Source organism: Hydrogenophaga sp., from assembly GCF_030656115.1.
Classification (GTDB): Bacteria; Pseudomonadota; Gammaproteobacteria; order Burkholderiales; family Burkholderiaceae_C; genus Hydrogenophaga.
On record NZ_JAUSOO010000041.1, the window covers coordinates 1 to 18,668 of the forward strand.

The window sequence follows — 18,668 nt, forward strand, 5'->3', positions numbered from 1 at the left end:
GCTGGTCATGATGGCCGTGCGCTGCAGGCTGGCCAGCAGCGGGGCGCGGCCCAGGGTGATGCTGTTCTTGTGGTTTTTGGGGATCACGCGGTTGTAGTCGGGGAACTTGCCCTCGACCAGCTTGGTGACGAATTCCATGCCGTCAAAGCTGAACTTGGCCTGGTTGGCCGCGAACTGCATTTCGATCGCGCCTTCCTTGTCGCTCAACAGGCGCTGCAGTTCCAGCACCGTCTTGCGCGGCAAGATCACTTCTTGTTTGGGCACTTCCACGTCCAGCGTGGCACTGGCAAAGGCCAAACGGTGCCCATCGGTGGCCACCAGGCTCAACTGCGGGCCTTCGGCCACAAACAAGATGCCGTTCAGGTAATAACGAATGTCGTGCACCGCCATGGCAAACGACACCTGGCCGAGCAGGCTTTTCAGCGTTTTCTGCGGCACGCTGAAGGCTGGGCCGAAGGTGGCCGACTCCTGCACCAGCGGGAAGTCTTCGGGTGGCATGCTCTGCAGCGTGAAGCGGCTTTTTCCACCCTTCAGAATAAGCTTGCCTGCGCTGGATTCAAGGCTGACCGTCTGGTCCCCCGGCATGGTGCGCAGAATGTCGATCAGTTTGCGAGCGCCCAGGGTGGTGGCAAAGTTGCCTTCGTCACCGTCCAGTTGCGCGGTGGTGCGGATCTGGATTTCCAGGTCGCTGGTGGTCAGTTGCAATGCCGAGCCGGTTTTGCGCAACAACACGTTGGCCAGGATGGGCAAGGTATGGCGGCGCTCGACGATGCCGGCAACCGACTGCAGCGCAGCCAAAACCTTGTCCTGGGTCGATTTCAAAACGATCATGTCAGACTCTTTCGTCTCTGGTTAACTCGGTGGCCGGGTTCCGTCACCCGGCTCGTATGGGAATCGGCAAGGGTCAGAATCCCGCCATTTTCGCCTTTTTGCAGCACCCGTCCTGAAAACAGTTGAAGTGCCTGGGCTGCCGTGTTGCGGAGGCTGTCCACGGCAGTGCGCCGCGCCACGCAGCTCACCCCTTGAGGGTCTGTTCCAGCACATGCAGCTGTTGATTGAGCTCGGTGTTTTGCTGGCGCTCAGCGCCAATTTTGCGTACCGCGTGCAACACCGTGGTGTGGTCGCGTCCGCCAAACAGTTCGCCGATTTCTGGCAGGCTTTTTTGGGTCAACTCCTTGGCAAGGAACATCGCAATCTGGCGCGGGCGGGCAATGCTGGCCGGGCGCTTCTTGCTGTACATGTCCGCGACCTTGATCTTGTAATAGTCGGCCACGGTTTTCTGGATGTTTTCCACCGAAATCTGCCGGTTCTGGATCGACAGCAGGTCTTTCAGTGCATCGCGCGCCAATTGGATGGATATCTCCTTTTGGTTGAACCGCGAATACGCCAAAATTTTGCGCAGCGCGCCTTCCAGTTCGCGCACGTTGGAGCGCACGTTTTTTGCCACAAAAAACGCCACCTCTTCGGGCATCACCGCGTGTTCTACAGCGGCCTTGTTGATCAAAATTGCGACCCGCATTTCCAGCTCGGGCGGCTCGATGGCGACGGTCAGACCCGAATCGAAGCGCGAAACCAAACGCTCATGGATGTCCGCCAGGCCCTTGGGGTAGGTGTCGCTGGTCAACACGATGTGCGACTTGCGCGCCAGCAGGGCCTCAAACGCATTGAAGAATTCCTCTTGGGTGCGCTCTTTGTTGGCGAAAAACTGCACATCGTCGATCAGCAGCAGGTCCAGCGAGTGGTAACGCTCTTTGAATTCGTCAAAGGTTTTGCGCTGGTAAGCCTTCACCACGTCCGAGACGAATTGCTCAGCGTGGATGTACAACACCTTGGCCTGTGGACGATCGGCCAGCAAATGGTTGCCAATGGCATGCACCAAGTGGGTTTTGCCCAGGCCCACGCCACCGTAAATGAACAGCGGGTTGTACAGCTGGCCCAGGCTGCCGGCCACGTGCATGGCAGCAGCGCGGGCCATGCGGTTGGCCGAGCCTTCCACCAATGTGGAAAACGTCAGCGCCGGGTTCAACCGGGTCTTGGGTGCGCTGGGGCTGATCACCTCCACCGGCGCCAAGTCGGGCAACTCGGCCAGCACCTGTTCTTGTACCGAGCGTGGTGCAGGTGACGTGCGGCTGGGTCCTTCGCGCGGAGCGAGCACCAACTCCAGATTGACTGGGGCGCCGTTCAAGGCCTCCATCAGCACGGTGATGCGGGTGGCGTATTGGGCGCGGATCCAGTCGAGTTTGAACCGGTTGGCCACCGACACCACCACCTTGCTGCGGTCGACAGCAACGGTGGCAGACAGGGGGCGAATCCAGGTATTGAACTGTTGCTCCGGGATTTCTTGGGCCAGTACGTCCAGGCAAGAGTGCCATAGAGACTGGGCGTCGGTGGGGGAAATGTCTGGGGTGATGCCCTCGGTCATGCTGGAGATGGCGGGTACGCTGTTATTGTGGACAAATGGCTCGGGGCAGACCGTTGATTGTAGTGTGTGAGGCCACTTATCCACAAGCTGAGGGCTCTGGTGCTGACCCAGCAAAACCCACGGGTGCGCCTTGTTGTGGCGAGATATACCTGCAAAAGCTTGCCCACGTCAGGTTTCTTTGCGACAATTGCGGGTTTCCCCGATTTTTACTGAGCACCATGAAACGCACTTACCAGCCTTCCAAGATCAAACGCGCCCGCACCCACGGCTTCCTCGTCCGCATGAAAACCCGTGGTGGCCGTGCCGTGATCAACGCTCGCCGTGCCAAGGGCCGCAAGCGTCTGGCCGTCTGAGCCCGCACGTGCTGTGCCGCTGCCGGCCAGCCCGGCGCACCCACTGACAGGCCCTGAGGGTTCAGCAGTGGTGCAGCGGCTCAAGTCCCGGCAGCAATTTCAAGCCGTCATGGCGGGTGCCCTTGTGGCCAAAACCCCCCACTTCGCCTTGCACCGTGTGGCTTTAGATGCCGCCCACGAAGGTCGGGCGCTTTTTCCTGTGACCGATGTTTGGTTGGGTGTACTCCTGCCCAAGCGCTGGGCGCGTCGTGCGGTTACGCGCAACGCCATCCGTCGCCAGATTTACGAAGCCGCTCGCGAAAAAGCCCCTCAGCTGCCGCAAGCGGCGTTGGTCGTTCGTCTGCGCACCGAATTCAGCCGCAAGCAGTTTGTGAGCGCCACATCCGACGCTTTGAAGCGCGCGGTGCGGGCGGAGTTGAACCACTTGCTGGACCGGGTGGCTCCCAAGGTGCCTGTTGCACAGGTGCCGAGCCCTTGCGCGCCCATTTCGCCGGAGCGGTCCCATGCTGTCTGACTGGCCACGCCAAGGCCTTGTGGGCTTGGTCAAGGGCTACCGCCTGCTGCTCAGCCCTGCGTTGGGCAGCAGTTGCCGTTTCGAGCCCTCGTGTTCTGTCTATGCTCTGGGTGCGCTGGAGCGTCATGGCGCGCTGGCGGGCAGCTACCTCACGCTCAAGCGGCTGGGCCGCTGCCATCCCTGGTGCGATGGTGGCTTTGACGCGGTTCCCGAAACCGCACCTGCCCTGTTTTCCCGTCTGATTTCACCCCCCTCAGAAAAGAAGAACCCGTCATGAATGACATCCGTCGATCCATCCTGTGGGTGGTTTTTGGTCTTTCGATGGTCCTGATCTGGGACAAGTGGCAGATCCACAACGGCCAGAAGCCCACTTTCTTTCCGGCTTCTGCCGTGACAGCGCCCGCCCCGGTGGCTGGCCAGGCGCCTGCGGTAGACGCCAGCCTACCGGCTGCGGTGGGTTCGGCTGCTGCGAGCGGTGAAGCGCCTGCGGGTGCGCCAGTCGCTGCGGCGGTGCGCCATGAGGTCAGCACCGACGTGCTCAAGCTGGTGTTCAACAGCGAAGGCGGTTCGGTCATTGACGCCCAACTGTTCCAACACGCTGAAGCCACCGGCTCCAGCGAGGACCAGGAAGACAAGCCGTTTACCCTGTTGACGCAGAGTGCCACCAACACCTATGTGGCGCAGAGCGGCTTGATTGGCGGCAGCTTCCCGACCCACAAGACCCCCATGACGCTGGTGCCTGGCGCCACAGCGCTGGCCGATGGCCAGAACGAGCTGCAGGTGCGCTTTGAGTCGGCCGAGGTGAGCGGCGTGAAGCTGGTCAAGACCTACACACTCACGCGTGGCCGCTACGACATGACGGTGCAGCACGACGTGGTCAACAACAGCGACCAGCCCGTGAGTCCGCAGCTCTACCTGCAACTGGTGCGCGACGGCAACAAGCTCAGCAGCGAAACGCCGTTTTATTCCACCTTCACCGGCCCGGCCGTCTACACCGAGGCGCAGAAATACCAGAAGGTCGAATTCGCCGACATCGAGAAGAACAAGGCCGATTTCGAGAAAACCGCCACCAATGGCTACGTGGCCATGGTGCAGCACTACTTTGCCAGCGCCTGGGTACTGGGTGATGGTGTGGCGCGCGACAACTTTGCCCGCAAGATCGACAACAACCTGTACGCCGTGGGCGCCATCACGGCACTGCCCGCCGTGGCACCGGGCCAGACCCAAAGTGTGCAGGCCCGCCTGTTTGTCGGTCCGCAAGAAGAGAAGGTGCTGGAAACGATCACCCCCGGCCTGGAGCTGGTGAAAGACTACGGCTGGCTCACCATTTTGGCCAAGCCGCTGTACTGGTTGCTGGAGAAGATCCATGGCTTCGTGCAGAACTGGGGCTGGGCCATTGTGCTGCTGGTGGTGCTGATCAAGGCGGCGTTCTACTGGCTCAACGCCAGCGCCTACAAAAGCATGGCCAAGATGAAGGCGATCAACCCGCGCATCATGGAAATGCGCGAGCGCCTCAAAGGAAACCCGCAGCAGATGCAGCAGGAAATGATGAAGATGTACCGGGAAGAGAAGGTCAACCCGCTGGGTGGCTGCTTCCCCATCCTGATCCAGATCCCGGTGTTCATTGCGCTGTACTGGGTGCTGCTGTCCAGCGTGGAAATGCGCAACGCGCCCTGGCTGGGCTGGATCACCGACCTGTCGTCACCCGATCCGTACTTCATCTTGCCGGTGGTGATGGCCGTGACCACCATGATCCAGACCGCGCTGAACCCGCTGCCGCCCGATCCGCTGCAGGCCAAGCTGATGTGGATGATGCCGCTGATGTTCTCGGTCATGTTCTTCTTCTTCCCCTCGGGCCTGGTGCTCTACTGGATCACGAACAACGTGTTGACCATTGCGCAGCAGTCGTTCATCAACAACCGCATGGGCGTGCCGCTGAAATTCACGCTGCCTTTTGACCTGTTCAAAGGCAAGCCCACCGCCAAGTAAGGCACAAGCTCCCGCTGAGGGCCGCGCAAGCGGCCCTTGGTGTTTCTGACCCACCGTCGGCCGAGGAATACGCCCCATGCTCAGTGCACCAACCGATCCCATTGCCGCCATAGCCACTGCGCCCGGGCGGGGCGCTGTGGGCATCGTGCGCGTGTCCGGCCGGGGCTTGCAGCCGTTTGTGCAAGCGCTGCTGGGCCGCGATCTGAAGCCCCGAGAAGCCACCTACCTGCCACTGGCCGACGAGCAGGGCCAACCGATCGACCATGGTCTGGCGCTGTGGTTTCCGGGCCCGCATTCGTACACCGGTGAAGATGTGCTGGAACTGCAAGGCCACGGCGGGCCGGTGGTGCTGCAGCTGCTGTTGGCGCGGTGCCTGGCGGTGGCGCAGTCGGCCACCGCCGCTGGCCAACCGCTGCTGGCGGGACTGCGTCCTGCGCGTCCAGGCGAGTTCACCGAGCGCGCGTTTCTGAACGACAAGCTCGACCTGGCGCAGGCGGAGGCCGTGGCCGATTTGATCGACGCCAGCACCGAAGCCGCGGCGCGCAGCGCCTCGCGCTCCCTGGCCGGGGTGTTTTCGGTGCGCATCCACACACTGCGCGACGCCTTGATTCACCTGCGCATGCTGGTGGAGGCGACACTGGATTTTCCCGAGGAAGACATCGACTTTTTGCAAAAGGCCGACGCCATGGGCCAGTTGCAACGCCTGCGCGGCGCACTGGCCGATGTGCAGGGCCAGGCCCGCCAGGGCGCGTTGCTGCGCGACGGCCTCAAGGTGGTGATCGCGGGCCAGCCCAACGCGGGCAAGAGCTCGCTGCTCAACGCCCTGGCCGGCGCCGAACTGGCCATCGTGACACCGATTGCGGGCACCACGCGCGACGTGGTACAGCAAACCATCCAGATTGAAGGCGTGCCGCTGCACGTGATCGACACCGCCGGCTTGCGCGACAGCCCGGATGTGGATGAGGTGGAGAAAATCGGCATTCAACGTGCCTGGGGTCAGATTGAGCGGGCCGATGCGGTGCTGTTTTTGCACGACCTGACCCGCAGCGACACCACGGAATACCAGGGTGCAGACGCCGCCATTGCCGCCCACTTGAGCGCTGCGCTGCCCGCTGGTGTGGCGGTGTTGCAGGTGTGGAACAAGCTGGACCAGTGCCCGGTGGGCGCCAGCGCCGCGTTGGCCGAACGCCTGCAGGCCGGCGAACTGGCCTTGTCGGCCAAAAGCGGCGACGGACTGGAGGCCCTGCGCCAGCGCCTGCTGGCCTTGGCGGGGTGGCAACACGCTGGCGACGGGCTGTTTATGGCCCGTGAGCGCCACCTGCAAGCGCTTAAACGGGTGGGCGTGCACCTAGATGGCGCGCACGCGCTGCTGGCGCTGGGCGCCGAGCATCTGGATTTGCTGGCCGAAGAGCTCCGGCTGGCGCAGCATGCACTAGGTGAAATCACCGGTGAATTCACCGCCGACGATTTGCTGGGCGAAATTTTTTCGCGTTTTTGCATCGGCAAGTGAGGCGCAGCGTGCCGCCTAGCGTTGCTTGACCGCCGTTGGGAGTGCGGTTGTCAAACGGTATAAAAAACGCCTTGCATACAGCGACTGGCCGCGGTTATCTTATAGGGATGGATGCACTCTCTTCGGCAGCGTTGCGCTACGATATTCAATGTTTGGTGCAGGCTGTTCGCCATTGCAATGCGTTGGACGCTTTGCCTCTGACCCTGAACGAAGGCCAATGGAGTACCTTGGCCCATTACCTGCAGCCGCTCAGCCTGACTCAAGGCCACATCCTGATTGACCAAGGGACCAAAGAACGCACCGTGTATTTTGTCGAAAGCGGAAGCTTCACCGTGCATTACCAAGATACCCGGTCTCGCATTCGAATTGCCATGGTGGGCCCAGGTTCTGTACTGGGTGAAGGTGCTTTTTTCAGCCATCTTCCGCGGAGCGCCACCGTGCAGGCAGGGTCCGACAGCAGGCTTTGGTGCATGAATCCCTTGCGTTTTCGCGAGCTGTCTGTGCGCCACCCCGATGTGGCTCTTGAATTGACTCTGGCGATGGCCTCGGTGCTGGCACGTCGCATGCAAAACAAACCCAAGCGTGTGGCGGTGACCTGAGCCCCTGGGTGCTGCGCGTTGGCTTTACGGTTTCACCCCACCGCCTTTTCAACCTACTTCATCCACGGCCCGCGTCTTTCTGCGGAAGAATTGCTTATGTCCTTGTTTGCCTGGCTGAAAGCCAAAACACTTGTTCCGATAAATACCTCGGGCGCTGCGCGCGCTCGACGTGCTTTTGTGCAGAGTACATTGCCGGTGATTTCGCCACGCCGCAGTCGACGTATTTTGCGGCGCGAACAGTTGTTTTCGGTGGTGCGTGAATCCCTGATTCGCGGTGGTGTGCTGTCTACCAGTTACGAGTTCAAGGTGTTGACGCTGGACGTCAATGGTGACAGTTTTCTGGTATTGATCGATTTGGCTCTTCCAGCCGAGTTGATGTCTGATGAGTACCTGCTGGAGATCGAACGGTGGATTCAGTCCAGCGCTGAGTCGCGCCACAGCATGGTGGTTCGATCGGTCTACTGGCGCCGAAAAGCGGCATCCGACCAGCGCGGTACCGCTCTCAAGTCGGCGGTGGCGGTTCAAATACGGCGCGATCCGTCTGCGTCCACCGCCACCGCCACCGCCACCGCCACCGCCACCGCATTGCATGCCCGGACACAACCTGTGGCGCGCGAGGAGGTGGATGCCTTTCAGCGAGCTTTGCAAAGTGCAGAGCCGCAGGCTCGGCAGGATCGACCTGGAGACGAAGCGCTTTTGCCTGTACCGGAGTCACACAGCGACTTTTCTGCACTGAGCGAGACCCAGTACGGCAAACTCTGACTGTTGCTCACCTGCTGGTTGCCAGCCAAAGACTCTCAGCCTCTCAGTGCCCGGCGAAGTCCAGCAGCGTAAACAGCTTGAGACCCGATGCGCGCAGCTTGTCGGAGCCGCCCAGCTCGGGCAGATCGACGATGGCAGCACCTTCCATAACCTCGGCACCCAGCTTTTCCAGCAGCCGGCAGCCGGCCATCATGGTGCCGCCGGTGGCGATCAGGTCGTCGATCAGCACCACGCGGTCACCCGGCTTCACGGCGTCGGTGTGCAGTTCCACGGTGGCACTGCCGTATTCGAGTTCGTAGGTTTCCTGCACGGTCGTGAACGGCAGCTTGCCTTTTTTGCGAATCGGCACGAAGCCCACGCCCAGTTCGTACGCCAGCACCGAGCCGATGATGAAACCGCGCGCGTCCAGCCCGGCCACCACGGTGGGCCGCAGTGCAGGGTCCATGTAGCGGTGCACGAACACGTCGATCAGCACGCGGAACACCTTGGGGTCCTGCAGCAGCGGCGTGATGTCGCGAAACTGCACGCCTGGCGCGGGCCAGTCGGGCACGGTGCGGATGTGGGATTTCAGGTAAGCAGAAGTGTCCATGGCGTTGGGTCCGTGTAGCGGCTTTCATTATCGCCCCGCCCATGAAAAAACCCCGGTTGAGAACCGTGGTTGGGACGGTGCGCCAAACGCCAGATCAGGCCATGGGCTTGAACTGGTAGCCGTTGCCGGCGGTTTCCAGGGTGCCAAACGCCGGGAACGGGAAATGGAAACCACCGGCCACGGTTTTTTCTTTCACCAACATGTCAAACACGCGGCGGCGCGTCTGCTTGGCCATCTCGGCGTCCATGTCGAAGGCCACGGCCCACTCGGGGCTGCGCGCAAACAGCGATGGCACGTTGACCACGTCGGCCACATACATGAACGACTGACCTTCGGAGCGGATGGTGAACACGCTCATGCCGGGCGTGTGACCAAAGGCAGCCGACGACGTGATGCCAGGGGCGAGCTCTGCACCCGGTTCAAACACCACCAGCTGGCTGGCTGGCAAGCTGCCAATGGTGCGGCGCACGGCCTGGAACGCGCCTTTCATGGCGGGTGGCGCGGCTTCCATGCGCGCGTCGTCCATCCAGTACGCGTGCTCGGGCGCGGGCACATGCACCTTGGCGTTGGGGTACACCAGCGAACCGTCTTTGGCGCGCAAGCCGTTGATGTGGTCGCCGTGGTAGTGGCTGATGATGACGTGGTTGATGTCTTCTGGCTTGTAGCCTGCGGCGGCCAGGTTGGCGCGCAGCTTGCCCGTGGTGGGCGGGCCGTTGTCGGCAAAGCCGGTGTCGATCAGGAACTTCGTGTTGCCACTGACCACCAGGAACGCGGTGAAAGGAATGTCCACGTAGTCGGTGGGCAGGTTTTGTGAAGCCAGCAGGGCTTTCACCTGTTCGAGCGGCGCGTTGCGCACAAACTCTTCACCCAGCGGGCGGCGCAGGGCGCCATCGTTGAGCGCAATGATGTCCATGGCACCGAGCTTCATGCGCCGAAAGCCGACCTCGGGCAACACCGGCGCACCGAAATTGGGCGTGCTTTGCGACCACACCGACGAAAACGTGAGTGCAGAGGCGCCGGCGATACCGGCACCGAGGAAAAGGCGGCGATCCATCATGTTGCTGCTCCAGGGAGGTTGGGGTGAGCGGAGCATACAGACTGATCAGTCACCTTGCACACTCATCGTTCCGCTTAACCGCCCAGACAACAGGGAATTGGTACTGGACCGGGTGCCCTGCCGATCAGCCCGACAGCAACTTGTCTTCAGCCAGGGCCAGCGCCGGCGCCTTGCCGCTGAGCACCAGAATATCGCCGCCACCCAGCACCGAATCGTCGCTGAACGCGCTCGGCAGACCGTCGGCCCGGCGCAGGCTCACCAGCCGCACGCCCACGGTGCCCAGTGCCAGGCTGCCCAGCGTTTTGCCGACCGTGCGGCCGGCGGCGGGCAGGGTCACGGTGTGCAGGCGTTCCTGGTCCATTTCGTCCAGGCTTTCGTCGCCCGCGCCATGGAAGTAGCCGCGCAGCAGGTTGTAGCGCGCGTCGCGCTGGTCTTGCACCACCCGGATCACGCGGCGCATGGGCACGCCCACCAGCGCCAGCGCGTGGCTGGCCAGCATCAGGCTGGCTTCAATGGCTTCGGGCACCACTTCGGTGGCGCCGGCGTGGCGCAGTTTTTCCAGGTCGGTGTCGTCCACCGTGCGCACCACCACCGGCACGTTCACCGCCTGTTCGTGGGTGTGATGCAGCACCTTGAGCGCGCTGGGCGTGTCCAGGTAGGTCACCACCACCGCGCTGGCGCGGTGCAGGCCAGCGGCCATGAGCGCCTGCAGGCGTGCGGCGTCGCCGTACACCACCGAATGCCCGGCGGCGGCGGCCTGGCGCACACGGTCGGGGTCGAGGTCGAGCGCCATGTACGGAATGCCCTCAGCCTCCAGCAAGCGCGCCAGGTTTTGGCCGCAACGGCCGTAGCCACAGATGATGACGTGCTTGTCGGCGTTGATGGCCTTGCGCGCGATGCTGGTCATTTGCACCGACTGCATCAGCCAGTCGCTGCCCACCAGCCGGGTCACGATGGTGTTGGTGTACAGAATGATGAACGGCGTGGCCAGCATGGAGATCACCATGGACGCCAAAATCGGGTTGAACAGCGCGGGCGGCACCAGGTTGTTTTGCCCGGCCAGCGTCAGCAGCACCAGGCCAAATTCGCCGCCCTGCGCCAGGTACAGCCCCACGCGCAACGAGACGCCGGTGCTGGCCCCAAACAGGCGGGTGAGACCGGTGATGAGCGCGAGCTTGAAAGCCAGCGACAGGGTCAGCAACAGCAGCACCAGCGGCCAGCGTTCAATCACCAGCCACCAGTCCAGCATCATGCCGATGGTGATGAAAAACAGGCCGAGCAACACGTCGTGAAACGGACGGATGTCGGTTTCCACCTGGTGCTTGTATTCGGTTTCAGAAATCAGCATGCCCGCCACAAAGGCGCCCAGCGCCAGCGACAGACCGGCATGTTCAGTCAGCCAGGCCAGGCCCAGGGTGATGAGCAGCAAGTTGAGCATGAACAGTTCGTCGCTCTTTTGCCGCGCCACCAGCGTGAGCCACCAGCGCATCACCCGCTGGCCGCCGGTGAGCAACACGCCCAGCAGCACCACGGCCTTCACCAGCGCCAGCCCCAGGGCGGGCAGCAGGTTTTCGGGCGCCGACGCCAGGGCCGGGATGAGCACCAGCAAGGGCACCACGGCCAAGTCTTGAAACAGCAGAATGCCCACGACCCGTTTGCCGTGCTCAGACTCCAGTTCCAGCCGCTCGGCCATGAGTTTGATCACGATGGCGGTGCTGCTCATGGCCATCACGCCGCCCAGCGCCAGCGCGATCTGCCACGACACCTTCCACCAGGTGGGCAGCAACAAAGTCAGGCCCAGCGAGGCGCCGGTGGTGATCAGCACCGTCAGCAGCACCTGCGACAGACCCAGCCCGAACACATGGCGTTTCATGCTGCGCAGCTTGGGCAGACTGAATTCCAGCCCGATCACAAACATGAGAAACACCACGCCAAATTCGGCCAGGTAGCGCACGCCGCTGGAGTTTTGCGCCAAGGCCAAAGCATGCGGGCCAATGACCACGCCCACCACCAGGTAGCCCAGCATCGGTGGCAGCTTGAACTGGCGGCAGGCCACCACACCCAGCACGGCGGCCAGCAGGTACAAGAGCGTGATGTCGAGCGAATTCATGCCTGAATGTTAACGGGCGAGGGAGGCCTTTCACCCGTGCCGCTGGGCGCCTGCGCGGTGCGACGGCGATAATCGTTCGATGCGTTCCCCCACCCCGTTTGACCCTGCGCGCGCGCAGGCACTGGCCATTGAGACCCTGACCATCGAGGCCATGGCCGTGACCGCCATGGCCGAGCGCCTGGGCGACGCGTTTGCCCAAGCCACCGCGCTGGTGCTCAACAGCCAGGGCCGTGTGGTCGTGATGGGCATGGGCAAGAGCGGCCACATTGGCCGCAAGATTGCCGCTACGCTGGCTTCCACCGGCACCCCCGCCATGTTTGTGCACCCGGCCGAGGCCAGCCACGGCGACCTGGGCATGATCACCGCTGCCGACGTGGTGCTGGGCATCAGCAACAGCGGCGAAAGCGAAGAGCTCACCGTGCTGTTGCCGCTCATCAAGCGCATGGGCGTGCCCTTGGTGGCACTCACCGGGCGGCCGCAGTCCAGCCTGGGCCGCCACGCCGACGTGGTGCTCGACGCGTCAGTGGAAAAAGAAGCCTGCCCGCACAACCTGGCCCCCACCGCCAGCACCACCGCCCAGCTCGCCATGGGCGACGCGCTGGCCGTGGCCCTGCTCGACGCGCGCGGCTTCAAGCCCGACGACTTTGCCCGCTCCCACCCAGGCGGCGCGCTCGGGCGCAAGCTGCTCACGCATGTGAGCGACGTGATGCGCGCGGGCGTCGACGTACCCCGCGTGCCGCTCGATGCCGACCTGATGACGCTCATGCGCGAGATCAGCGCCAAAGGCCTGGGCATGAGTGCCATCGTGGATGCGGATGAGCGGGTGCTGGGCATCTTCACCGACGGCGACCTGCGCCGTTTGATCGAAAAAACCGGCAGCAGCGCCGACCTGCGCGCCCTCACCGCGCGCGACGTGATGCACGCCACCCCCCGCACCGTGCGGGCCGACGCCCTGGCGGTCGAAGCCGCCGGCCTCATGGAGGCCAGCCGCATCACCAGCGTGCTGGTGGTGGACGAGGCGGGCCGGCTGTGCGGTGCACTCAACAGCAACGATCTGATGCGTGCCAAGGTGATTTAACCCCCCTGCGCCGCTGTGCGGCTTCCCACTGGGGGACGGCGCTGGCGGCCTGGCAAAGCCAGTTCCGCTGCGCCCTGGGTTGAAGTCACTTCATGCGGAAGTCCCTTGTCCCCGGTTAGCATTGCTCCATGTCTCTTGATCTTCCACCATTGCGCCCCGTGCTGAACTTCGACCCCGAGTTGCTCCTGCGTGCGCAGCCGGTGCGCGTGGTGTTTTTTGACGTGGACGGTGTGCTCACCGACGGTGGGCTGTATTTCACCGAAGCGGGTGAAACCATCAAGCGTTTTCACACACTGGACGGCCACGGTCTGAAGCTGCTGCAACGCGCCGGCATCACGCCGGCGGTGGTGACCGGACGCGACTCGGCCGCCCTGCGCAAGCGCCTGGAGGCACTGGGCGTGGTGCATGTGCGCTACGGCACCGAAGACAAGCGCCCGGCGGCCGAGGCCATCCTGGCCGAACTGGGGCTGGACTGGTCGGCCGCGGCCGCCATGGGCGACGACTGGCCCGACCTGCCCATGCTGCGCCGTGCCGCACTGGCCTGCGCGCCGCCCACCGCCCATGCCGAAGTGTTGGCGCTGGCCCATGTGGTGACCCAACGCCTGCCCGGCGCTGGCGCGGTGCGCGAACTCTGCGACCTGCTGCTGGTGGCCAGCGGTGCCTACGCAGGCGAACTTGAGGCCGCAGCCCGGTGAACGGCCCCACGCCATTGCAACCACTCAGCCCTGCTGCGGCGGGGGGCCGGTCGGTAACCCGGCGGCCCAGGCGCCTCTGGGACCAGGTGTCGATTTACCTGCCCGTGCTGCTCATGGGCCTGATCGCGCTGGCCTCTTACTGGTTGCTGCGCGCCACGCCCGAGGCGGCGCTGCCCACGCCCGATCGCCCGGTCACGCACGAGCCCGACTATTTCATGCGCCGTTTTTCCGTCAAGGTGTTTGATGCGGACGGTGTGTTGAAAAGCGAAATCCACGGTGCCGAAGCGCGCCACCACCCCGACACCGATACCGTGGAAATCGACCAGGCCCGCATCCGCTCGTTACAGGCCGGCGGCTTGCTCACCACCGCCACCGCCCAACGCGTCATCAGCAACGGCGCGCAGACCGAGTTTGTGCTGGAAGGCGATGCGGTGGTGGTGCGCGAGGCCGGTCGCAACGCCGACGGATCGGTGCTGCCCCGGCTGGAATTTCGCGGCGAATTGCTGCACGTGTTCACGCAGCCGCAGCGGCTCTTGTCGGACCGCCCGGTGACCGTGGTGCGCGGCAACGACCGCATCAACGCCGACTCGCTCGATTACCAGGGCGATGACCGGGTGGCCCTGTTCAAGGGTCGGGTCAAGGCCTGGCTCTCCCCGCGCTGAACCAGCGCCAGCCGTATCGGAAACCGCGTCCATGCCAGCCACCTCTGCGCCCCATCAAGCCCCTTTGGTTTTCATCACCGGCGCATCCAGCGGCATCGGCCAGGCGCTGGCCGCCCGCTTTGCCCGCGCCGGCTACCGTCTGGCGCTGGTGGCCCGGCGCACCGCCGACATGCAGGCCTGGGCCGATGCGCAGGGTATGGGCCCTGAGCGTTGCCGTGTCTACGGGGCTGACGTGGCCGAGGTGGACAGCATTGTGGCTGTGGGCCACGCCTGCCTGGCCACGCAGGGTGTGCCCGACGTGGTCATCGCCAACGCCGGTGTGAGCATCGGTATGGACACGGCCGAGCCCGACGACATCCATGTCAAGGCCCGCACCTTCGCGATCAACAACACCGGGCTGGCGGCCACCTTTCACCCCTTCGTGACGCCCATGACCGCACGGGGCAGCGGCGCGCTGGTGGGCATTGCCAGCGTGGCCGCCATACGCGGCCTGCCCGGTCACGGCGCCTACTGCGCGAGCAAGGCCGCCGTGGTGGCTTACTGCGAAAGCTTGCGCGGTGAACTGCGCGGCAGCGGTGTGGCGGTGGTCACCCTGCTGCCGGGGTATGTGGACACGCCGCTGACCCAAAAAAACCGTTACAGCATGCCGTTTTTGATGAGCGCCGAAGCTTTTGCAGACCGCGCCTTCGATGCGATTGAGGCGCGCACCAGTTACCAGGTGATTCCCTGGCAAATGGGCGTGGTGGCCAAGCTGCTGCGCCTGCTGCCCAACCCGCTGTTCGACCGCCTGATGTCGGGGCGCCCGCGCAAGCACCGGCAAGGTCCCCAAGCCGCCCCATAACCGGCGCAGGTGCAGCCGTATCGCGCACAATCGGCGTCCATGATCCCTGACACCCCCTTGGACCACGGCCACCCGCCTGCGCAGGCCCCGCATCTTTCCTGGAGTGCATGCCATGATTGATGTGGTGGTGCTTTTCTTTCTGTTGGGCGTGTTTGCCCGCCTGGTCAAGAGCGACCTGCGCTTGCCAGAAGCCTTGTACGAGACGCTGTCCATCTACCTGCTGCTGGCCATTGGCCTGAAGGGCGGCATCGAGCTGAGCAAGCAGCCCTTGCTGGACCTCTTGCCCCAGATGCTGGCCTGCATGGCGCTGGGGTTTGCCATTCCGTTTGTGCTCACGCCGGTCTTGCGTGCCCTGGGCTTGAGCCGGGTTGATGCCGCCGCCATGGCCGCGCACTACGGCTCGGTCAGCGTCGTCACCTTCGCCGTGGCCAGTGCCTACCTGGCCGCGCAGGGCGTTGAAACCGAAGCCCATGCGGCGCTGTGGGTCGCCATCATGGAGGCGCCGGGCATCGTGGCCGGCATTCTGCTGGCGCGGCTGGGTGCGCCAGCGGCGCCGGGCGGCACCCAGACCCGCATCAACTGGGGCGAGCTGGGGCACGACGTGTTCTTTGGCAAATCGGTGCTGTTGCTCGCCGGGGGTTTGATCATTGGCGCCGTCATGGGCGAAGCCGGCACCGCCCCCATTGCTCCCGTGTTCATGGCCCCCTTCAAGGGTGTGCTCGCGCTGTTCCTGCTGGAGCTGGGTTTGGTGGCGGGCGGGCGCCTGGGCGAATTGCGCCGTTACGGCGTGCGCATCATTGGTTTTGCGCTCATGGCACCGCCGCTGCTGGCGGTGGGTGGCGCGCTCACCGGGATCGTGCTGGGCCTGAGCACCGGTGGGGTGGCCATCATGGCCACGCTGGCGGCCAGTGCCAGTTACATCGCCGCGCCCACGGCCATGCGCATGGCCGTGCCCGAGGCCAACGCGGCCCTGTCCATCACCGCCGCGCTGGGCCTCACCTTTCCGTTCAACATCGTGCTGGGTGTGCCGCTGTACCTTGAGCTGGCGCGCTGGCTCCAAAACCTGTTCGCCTGACGTCTGCACCCGCCATGGAAAAACACACCCGAACCCTGCTGGTCATCATCACCGAAGCCGCCATCGAAAAGCGGCTGGTGGCCGACAGCCAGCGCCTGGGGGCACAAGGCCACACCGTGCACGATGTGCGCGGCGGCAGCCGCCTGAGCACGCGCGAAGCCCTGTGGGAGGCCGACCGCAGCATCGAGATGAAGCTCATCTGCACCGCCGAAGTGGCCGACGCCATAGCCCGCCACGTGCTCGCCACCTACGCACCGCACTACAGCCTGACCCTGTTTTTCTCCAGCGTGGACGTGGTGCGGGCCGAAAAATTCTGAGCTTGCAGCGGCTGCACGCGGTGCGCGTCCTGAACGGCTGCGGCCCTTGGCAGCCGGTCGGATGGGGAGCGCGTCGGCGGTCCATCCGGCCAAAACGAAGCCGTATCCAAACCGTTCCCGCGGGAGCCGATTCTCGCGATCACGGCTCCAGCCCCACATGCTGCAGCGGCTTGACATGCACATGCGGTGGTGCATCATGCAGGCATTCAAGCGCCTACCTGGAGTCCATATGGTCGTGATGCACAAGCCGCCTTTGATTCGTCAGCCCAACCGGTTGGTGACAGCTGCCCAACGTTTGGCGCTGCTGTTGACCGCTTATCCCGTGAGCGCTCTGGCACAAGCGCCAAGCACGGATCCCGCCGCTTTTCAGGTGTCGCTGTGGGCCGCCAGCTGCATGGCCTGCCACGGCCCCGATGGCCGCGCCGAAGGCGCTGGCATGGCCATTGGCGGGCGTCCAGACCTTCTGCGCAAACTGCTGGCTTACAAAAGTGGCCAATTGCCCGCCACCATCATGCACCAGCATGCCAAGGGTTACAGCGACGACGAGCTGGGGCGTATCGCCGAGTATTTCTCCCGCCTGAAGTGAGATCCGCATGAGCTCAAGACGCATTTTTCTCAAGGCCGGCCTGGCCACCAGCGCAAGCATCGCAGCGCCGCACCTTGCGGCCCAAACGGGCGAGCGGGTGGTCATCATTGGCGGTGGTTTTGGCGGTGCCACCGCCGCCCGTTATTTGCGTCGCTTCAATCCTGCTTTGCAGGTGAGCTTGGTGGAGCCCGCGGGTGAATTCGTTATGTGTCCCATGAGCAACCGGGTCATTCACGGCGGCTTGCAACTGCGCGACATCTCCCGTCCCTACAGCCGTTTCGTCGCCAACAATGGCTTGCGTTGGGTGCGCTCCCGAGCCGACAACATTGACCTGTCCGCGCGCGAAGTGCGCGTTGGCACGGAGCGCATTCCCTACGACCGGCTGATCATCTCGCCGGGCGTGGACTATGTCTACGACGGTATCGAGGGAATGAGCACATCCGCCCAACAGGCTCGCGTGCCGCATGCCTGGAAGGCGGGTGAGCAGACGCAGCAGCTGCGCAATATGCTTCAAGCCATGCCCGAAGAGGGTGTGGTGGCCATGACCATTCCCAAAGTACCGTACCGCTGCCCACCTGGACCCTACGAACGCGCCAGCCTCATCGCGCACTATCTTCAGGCCAGCAAACCCAAAGCCAAATTGCTGGTGTTCGACGCCAATCCTGAAATCCAGGCCAAGAAGGGCTTGTTTGAGGCGGTCTGGAAAAGCCGCTACGGCGAGCGCATTCAATACGTGCCGAATGCCGACCTCAAAGGCGTGGATACCCAGGCAGGCATTCTCGAATTCGAATTGCAAGGCAAGGTCAAAGCACACGTCATCAATGTGATTCCACCCCAGCGGGCCGGTGCCATTGCGCGCAACAGCGGTCTGGCCAATGTGGGCAACCGGTGGTGCGGCGTGGATTTTTTGAGCTACGAATCGGCCGTGACCCGGGGCGTGTATGTGCTGGGTGATTCCATAGCGGGGTCGCCCGGTATGCCCAAGTCGGGACACATGGCGAACCAACAAGCCAAGGTGTGCGCAGGCGCCATTGCGGCACAGTCGTTGGGCATGGCCGTGCCCACAGAACCCATTATTGCCAACACGTGCTACAGCTTTGTGTCGCAGAGCGAGGTGATCCATGTGGCTGGGGTGTACCGATACGACGCCAGCAAAAAAATTATGGTGCCAGCTCCCGGCGCAGGCGGCATGTCTGAGCAACCCAGCACCATGGAAGCGATTTATGCCATGGCCTGGGCCACCAACATCATGAACGACACCTTGGACTGATGGTTCCATGCTGCCTTGGAATGTGTTGGCGACCCCTACGCCATCGAAAATACGTTCAAAGTTAAGGCCAACAACCCGACCCTCAACGTGCCCAGGTTCACCATCGGCATAGGGGGCAGCCATTATCGGCTGCACCCCTGCCACACCACCCGGCATGCGGGTCCGCACCGGGCGGTTCGAGAGTTTGAGGTCAGGACAGTCTTGGTAACCCCAGCCCGTCAAAGTACGCAACGGTCAGC

Annotated in this window: 20 protein-coding genes; 15 read left to right on the forward strand and 5 right to left on the reverse strand. The window is 63.6% G+C overall.

Going from position 1 to position 18,668, the window contains the following annotated elements:
* The coding region (gene dnaN, locus Q7J58_RS05555) for a DNA polymerase III subunit beta (protein ID WP_304824599.1) at positions 1 to 831 on the reverse strand (831 nt) is incomplete at its 3' end.
* 184 nt (positions 832 to 1,015) lie between these two features.
* Positions 1,016 to 2,422: a chromosomal replication initiator protein DnaA gene (gene dnaA / locus Q7J58_RS05560; RefSeq protein ID WP_304824601.1), complete on the reverse strand. Its 1,407-nt coding sequence runs from the start codon at positions 2,420 to 2,422 to the stop codon at positions 1,016 to 1,018.
* 218 nt (positions 2,423 to 2,640) lie between these two features.
* Between dnaA and rpmH the strand changes: the two genes are divergently transcribed.
* The 7 genes from rpmH (at position 2,641) to Q7J58_RS05595 (ending at position 8,149) form a co-directional block, all read left to right on the forward strand.
* A complete protein-coding gene (gene rpmH / locus Q7J58_RS05565; protein WP_066096666.1) occupies positions 2,641 to 2,775 on the forward strand; it encodes a 50S ribosomal protein L34 in 135 nt (44 codons plus the stop codon).
* A 70-nt stretch (positions 2,776 to 2,845) separates the two neighbouring features.
* Entirely contained in the window at positions 2,846 to 3,289 is a 444-nt protein-coding gene (gene rnpA, locus Q7J58_RS05570) for a ribonuclease P protein component (protein WP_304824643.1), read from the forward strand.
* Positions 3,279 to 3,566 (forward strand): membrane protein insertion efficiency factor YidD, encoded by a 288-nt coding sequence (gene yidD / locus Q7J58_RS05575; protein WP_304824603.1) that lies wholly within the window; start codon positions 3,279 to 3,281, stop codon positions 3,564 to 3,566. Before rnpA ends, yidD begins: the two co-directional genes overlap by 11 nt.
* Positions 3,563 to 5,278 (forward strand): membrane protein insertase YidC, encoded by a 1,716-nt coding sequence (gene yidC, locus Q7J58_RS05580; RefSeq protein WP_304824605.1) that lies wholly within the window; start codon positions 3,563 to 3,565, stop codon positions 5,276 to 5,278. Before yidD ends, yidC begins: the two co-directional genes overlap by 4 nt.
* A gap of 76 nt (positions 5,279 to 5,354) precedes the next feature.
* Positions 5,355 to 6,788, forward strand: coding sequence for a tRNA uridine-5-carboxymethylaminomethyl(34) synthesis GTPase MnmE (mnmE, locus tag Q7J58_RS05585; protein WP_304824608.1), 1,434 nt, complete (start codon positions 5,355 to 5,357; stop codon positions 6,786 to 6,788).
* A 71-nt stretch (positions 6,789 to 6,859) separates the two neighbouring features.
* Positions 6,860 to 7,387, forward strand: coding sequence for a cyclic nucleotide-binding domain-containing protein (locus Q7J58_RS05590; protein ID WP_336623473.1), 528 nt, complete (start codon positions 6,860 to 6,862; stop codon positions 7,385 to 7,387).
* 96 nt (positions 7,388 to 7,483) lie between these two features.
* On the forward strand, positions 7,484 to 8,149 hold the full coding sequence (locus Q7J58_RS05595; RefSeq protein ID WP_304824610.1) for a hypothetical protein: 666 nt from the start codon (positions 7,484 to 7,486) through the stop codon (positions 8,147 to 8,149).
* A 43-nt stretch (positions 8,150 to 8,192) separates the two neighbouring features.
* Here the strand turns inward: Q7J58_RS05595 and Q7J58_RS05600 are convergent, their stop codons facing one another.
* The 3 genes from Q7J58_RS05600 to Q7J58_RS05610 all read right to left on the reverse strand — a co-directional run bounded on the left by Q7J58_RS05600 (position 8,193) and on the right by Q7J58_RS05610 (position 11,905).
* Positions 8,193 to 8,738: an adenine phosphoribosyltransferase gene (locus Q7J58_RS05600; protein ID WP_304824613.1), complete on the reverse strand. Its 546-nt coding sequence runs from the start codon at positions 8,736 to 8,738 to the stop codon at positions 8,193 to 8,195.
* A 94-nt stretch (positions 8,739 to 8,832) separates the two neighbouring features.
* Entirely contained in the window at positions 8,833 to 9,795 is a 963-nt protein-coding gene (locus Q7J58_RS05605) for an MBL fold metallo-hydrolase (RefSeq protein ID WP_304824616.1), read from the reverse strand.
* A gap of 124 nt (positions 9,796 to 9,919) precedes the next feature.
* Positions 9,920 to 11,905 (reverse strand): cation:proton antiporter, encoded by a 1,986-nt coding sequence (locus Q7J58_RS05610; protein ID WP_304824619.1) that lies wholly within the window; start codon positions 11,903 to 11,905, stop codon positions 9,920 to 9,922.
* A 79-nt stretch (positions 11,906 to 11,984) separates the two neighbouring features.
* On the opposite strand from Q7J58_RS05610, the gene Q7J58_RS05615 reads away from it, so the two are divergent.
* The 8 genes from Q7J58_RS05615 (at position 11,985) to Q7J58_RS05650 (ending at position 18,429) form a co-directional block, all read left to right on the forward strand.
* A complete protein-coding gene (locus Q7J58_RS05615) occupies positions 11,985 to 12,983 on the forward strand; it encodes a KpsF/GutQ family sugar-phosphate isomerase (protein ID WP_304824621.1) in 999 nt (332 codons plus the stop codon).
* 128 nt (positions 12,984 to 13,111) lie between these two features.
* Positions 13,112 to 13,678 (forward strand): HAD family hydrolase, encoded by a 567-nt coding sequence (locus Q7J58_RS05620; RefSeq protein ID WP_304824623.1) that lies wholly within the window; start codon positions 13,112 to 13,114, stop codon positions 13,676 to 13,678.
* A gap of 86 nt (positions 13,679 to 13,764) precedes the next feature.
* Complete coding sequence (gene lptC / locus Q7J58_RS05625) at positions 13,765 to 14,340, forward strand: LPS export ABC transporter periplasmic protein LptC (protein WP_304824626.1); 576 nt, start codon at positions 13,765 to 13,767, stop codon at positions 14,338 to 14,340.
* A gap of 31 nt (positions 14,341 to 14,371) precedes the next feature.
* On the forward strand, positions 14,372 to 15,181 hold the full coding sequence (locus Q7J58_RS05630) for an SDR family oxidoreductase (RefSeq protein ID WP_304824629.1): 810 nt from the start codon (positions 14,372 to 14,374) through the stop codon (positions 15,179 to 15,181).
* Positions 15,182 to 15,293: 112 nt separating this feature from the next.
* Complete coding sequence (locus Q7J58_RS05635; RefSeq protein WP_304824632.1) at positions 15,294 to 16,256, forward strand: sodium-dependent bicarbonate transport family permease; 963 nt, start codon at positions 15,294 to 15,296, stop codon at positions 16,254 to 16,256.
* A 14-nt stretch (positions 16,257 to 16,270) separates the two neighbouring features.
* On the forward strand, positions 16,271 to 16,573 hold the full coding sequence (locus tag Q7J58_RS05640) for a transcriptional regulator (protein WP_304824634.1): 303 nt from the start codon (positions 16,271 to 16,273) through the stop codon (positions 16,571 to 16,573).
* Positions 16,574 to 16,880: 307 nt separating this feature from the next.
* Positions 16,881 to 17,159, forward strand: coding sequence for a c-type cytochrome (locus Q7J58_RS05645; RefSeq protein WP_304824637.1), 279 nt, complete (start codon positions 16,881 to 16,883; stop codon positions 17,157 to 17,159).
* A gap of 7 nt (positions 17,160 to 17,166) precedes the next feature.
* On the forward strand, positions 17,167 to 18,429 hold the full coding sequence (locus Q7J58_RS05650) for an NAD(P)/FAD-dependent oxidoreductase (protein WP_304824640.1): 1,263 nt from the start codon (positions 17,167 to 17,169) through the stop codon (positions 18,427 to 18,429).
* Positions 18,430 to 18,668 lie beyond the last annotated feature (239 nt).

Coding starts and splice junctions, on each gene's coding strand:
- dnaA (WP_304824601.1), bottom strand. CDS start 2,422: ATGACCGAGGGCATCACCCCAGACATTTCCCCCACCGACGCCCAGTCT.
- Q7J58_RS05640 (WP_304824634.1), top strand. CDS start 16,271: ATGGAAAAACACACCCGAACCCTGCTGGTCATCATCACCGAAGCCGCC.
- Q7J58_RS05600 (WP_304824613.1), bottom strand. CDS start 8,738: ATGGACACTTCTGCTTACCTGAAATCCCACATCCGCACCGTGCCCGAC.
- mnmE (WP_304824608.1), top strand. CDS start 5,355: ATGCTCAGTGCACCAACCGATCCCATTGCCGCCATAGCCACTGCGCCC.
- Q7J58_RS05630 (WP_304824629.1), top strand. CDS start 14,372: ATGCCAGCCACCTCTGCGCCCCATCAAGCCCCTTTGGTTTTCATCACC.
- rpmH (WP_066096666.1), top strand. CDS start 2,641: ATGAAACGCACTTACCAGCCTTCCAAGATCAAACGCGCCCGCACCCAC.
- Q7J58_RS05605 (WP_304824616.1), bottom strand. CDS start 9,795: ATGATGGATCGCCGCCTTTTCCTCGGTGCCGGTATCGCCGGCGCCTCT.
- Q7J58_RS05635 (WP_304824632.1), top strand. CDS start 15,294: ATGATTGATGTGGTGGTGCTTTTCTTTCTGTTGGGCGTGTTTGCCCGC.
- yidC (WP_304824605.1), top strand. CDS start 3,563: ATGAATGACATCCGTCGATCCATCCTGTGGGTGGTTTTTGGTCTTTCG.
- Q7J58_RS05610 (WP_304824619.1), bottom strand. CDS start 11,905: ATGAATTCGCTCGACATCACGCTCTTGTACCTGCTGGCCGCCGTGCTG.
- Q7J58_RS05620 (WP_304824623.1), top strand. CDS start 13,112: ATGTCTCTTGATCTTCCACCATTGCGCCCCGTGCTGAACTTCGACCCC.
- Q7J58_RS05650 (WP_304824640.1), top strand. CDS start 17,167: ATGAGCTCAAGACGCATTTTTCTCAAGGCCGGCCTGGCCACCAGCGCA.
- Q7J58_RS05595 (WP_304824610.1), top strand. CDS start 7,484: ATGTCCTTGTTTGCCTGGCTGAAAGCCAAAACACTTGTTCCGATAAAT.
- Q7J58_RS05615 (WP_304824621.1), top strand. CDS start 11,985: ATGCGTTCCCCCACCCCGTTTGACCCTGCGCGCGCGCAGGCACTGGCC.
- yidD (WP_304824603.1), top strand. CDS start 3,279: ATGCTGTCTGACTGGCCACGCCAAGGCCTTGTGGGCTTGGTCAAGGGC.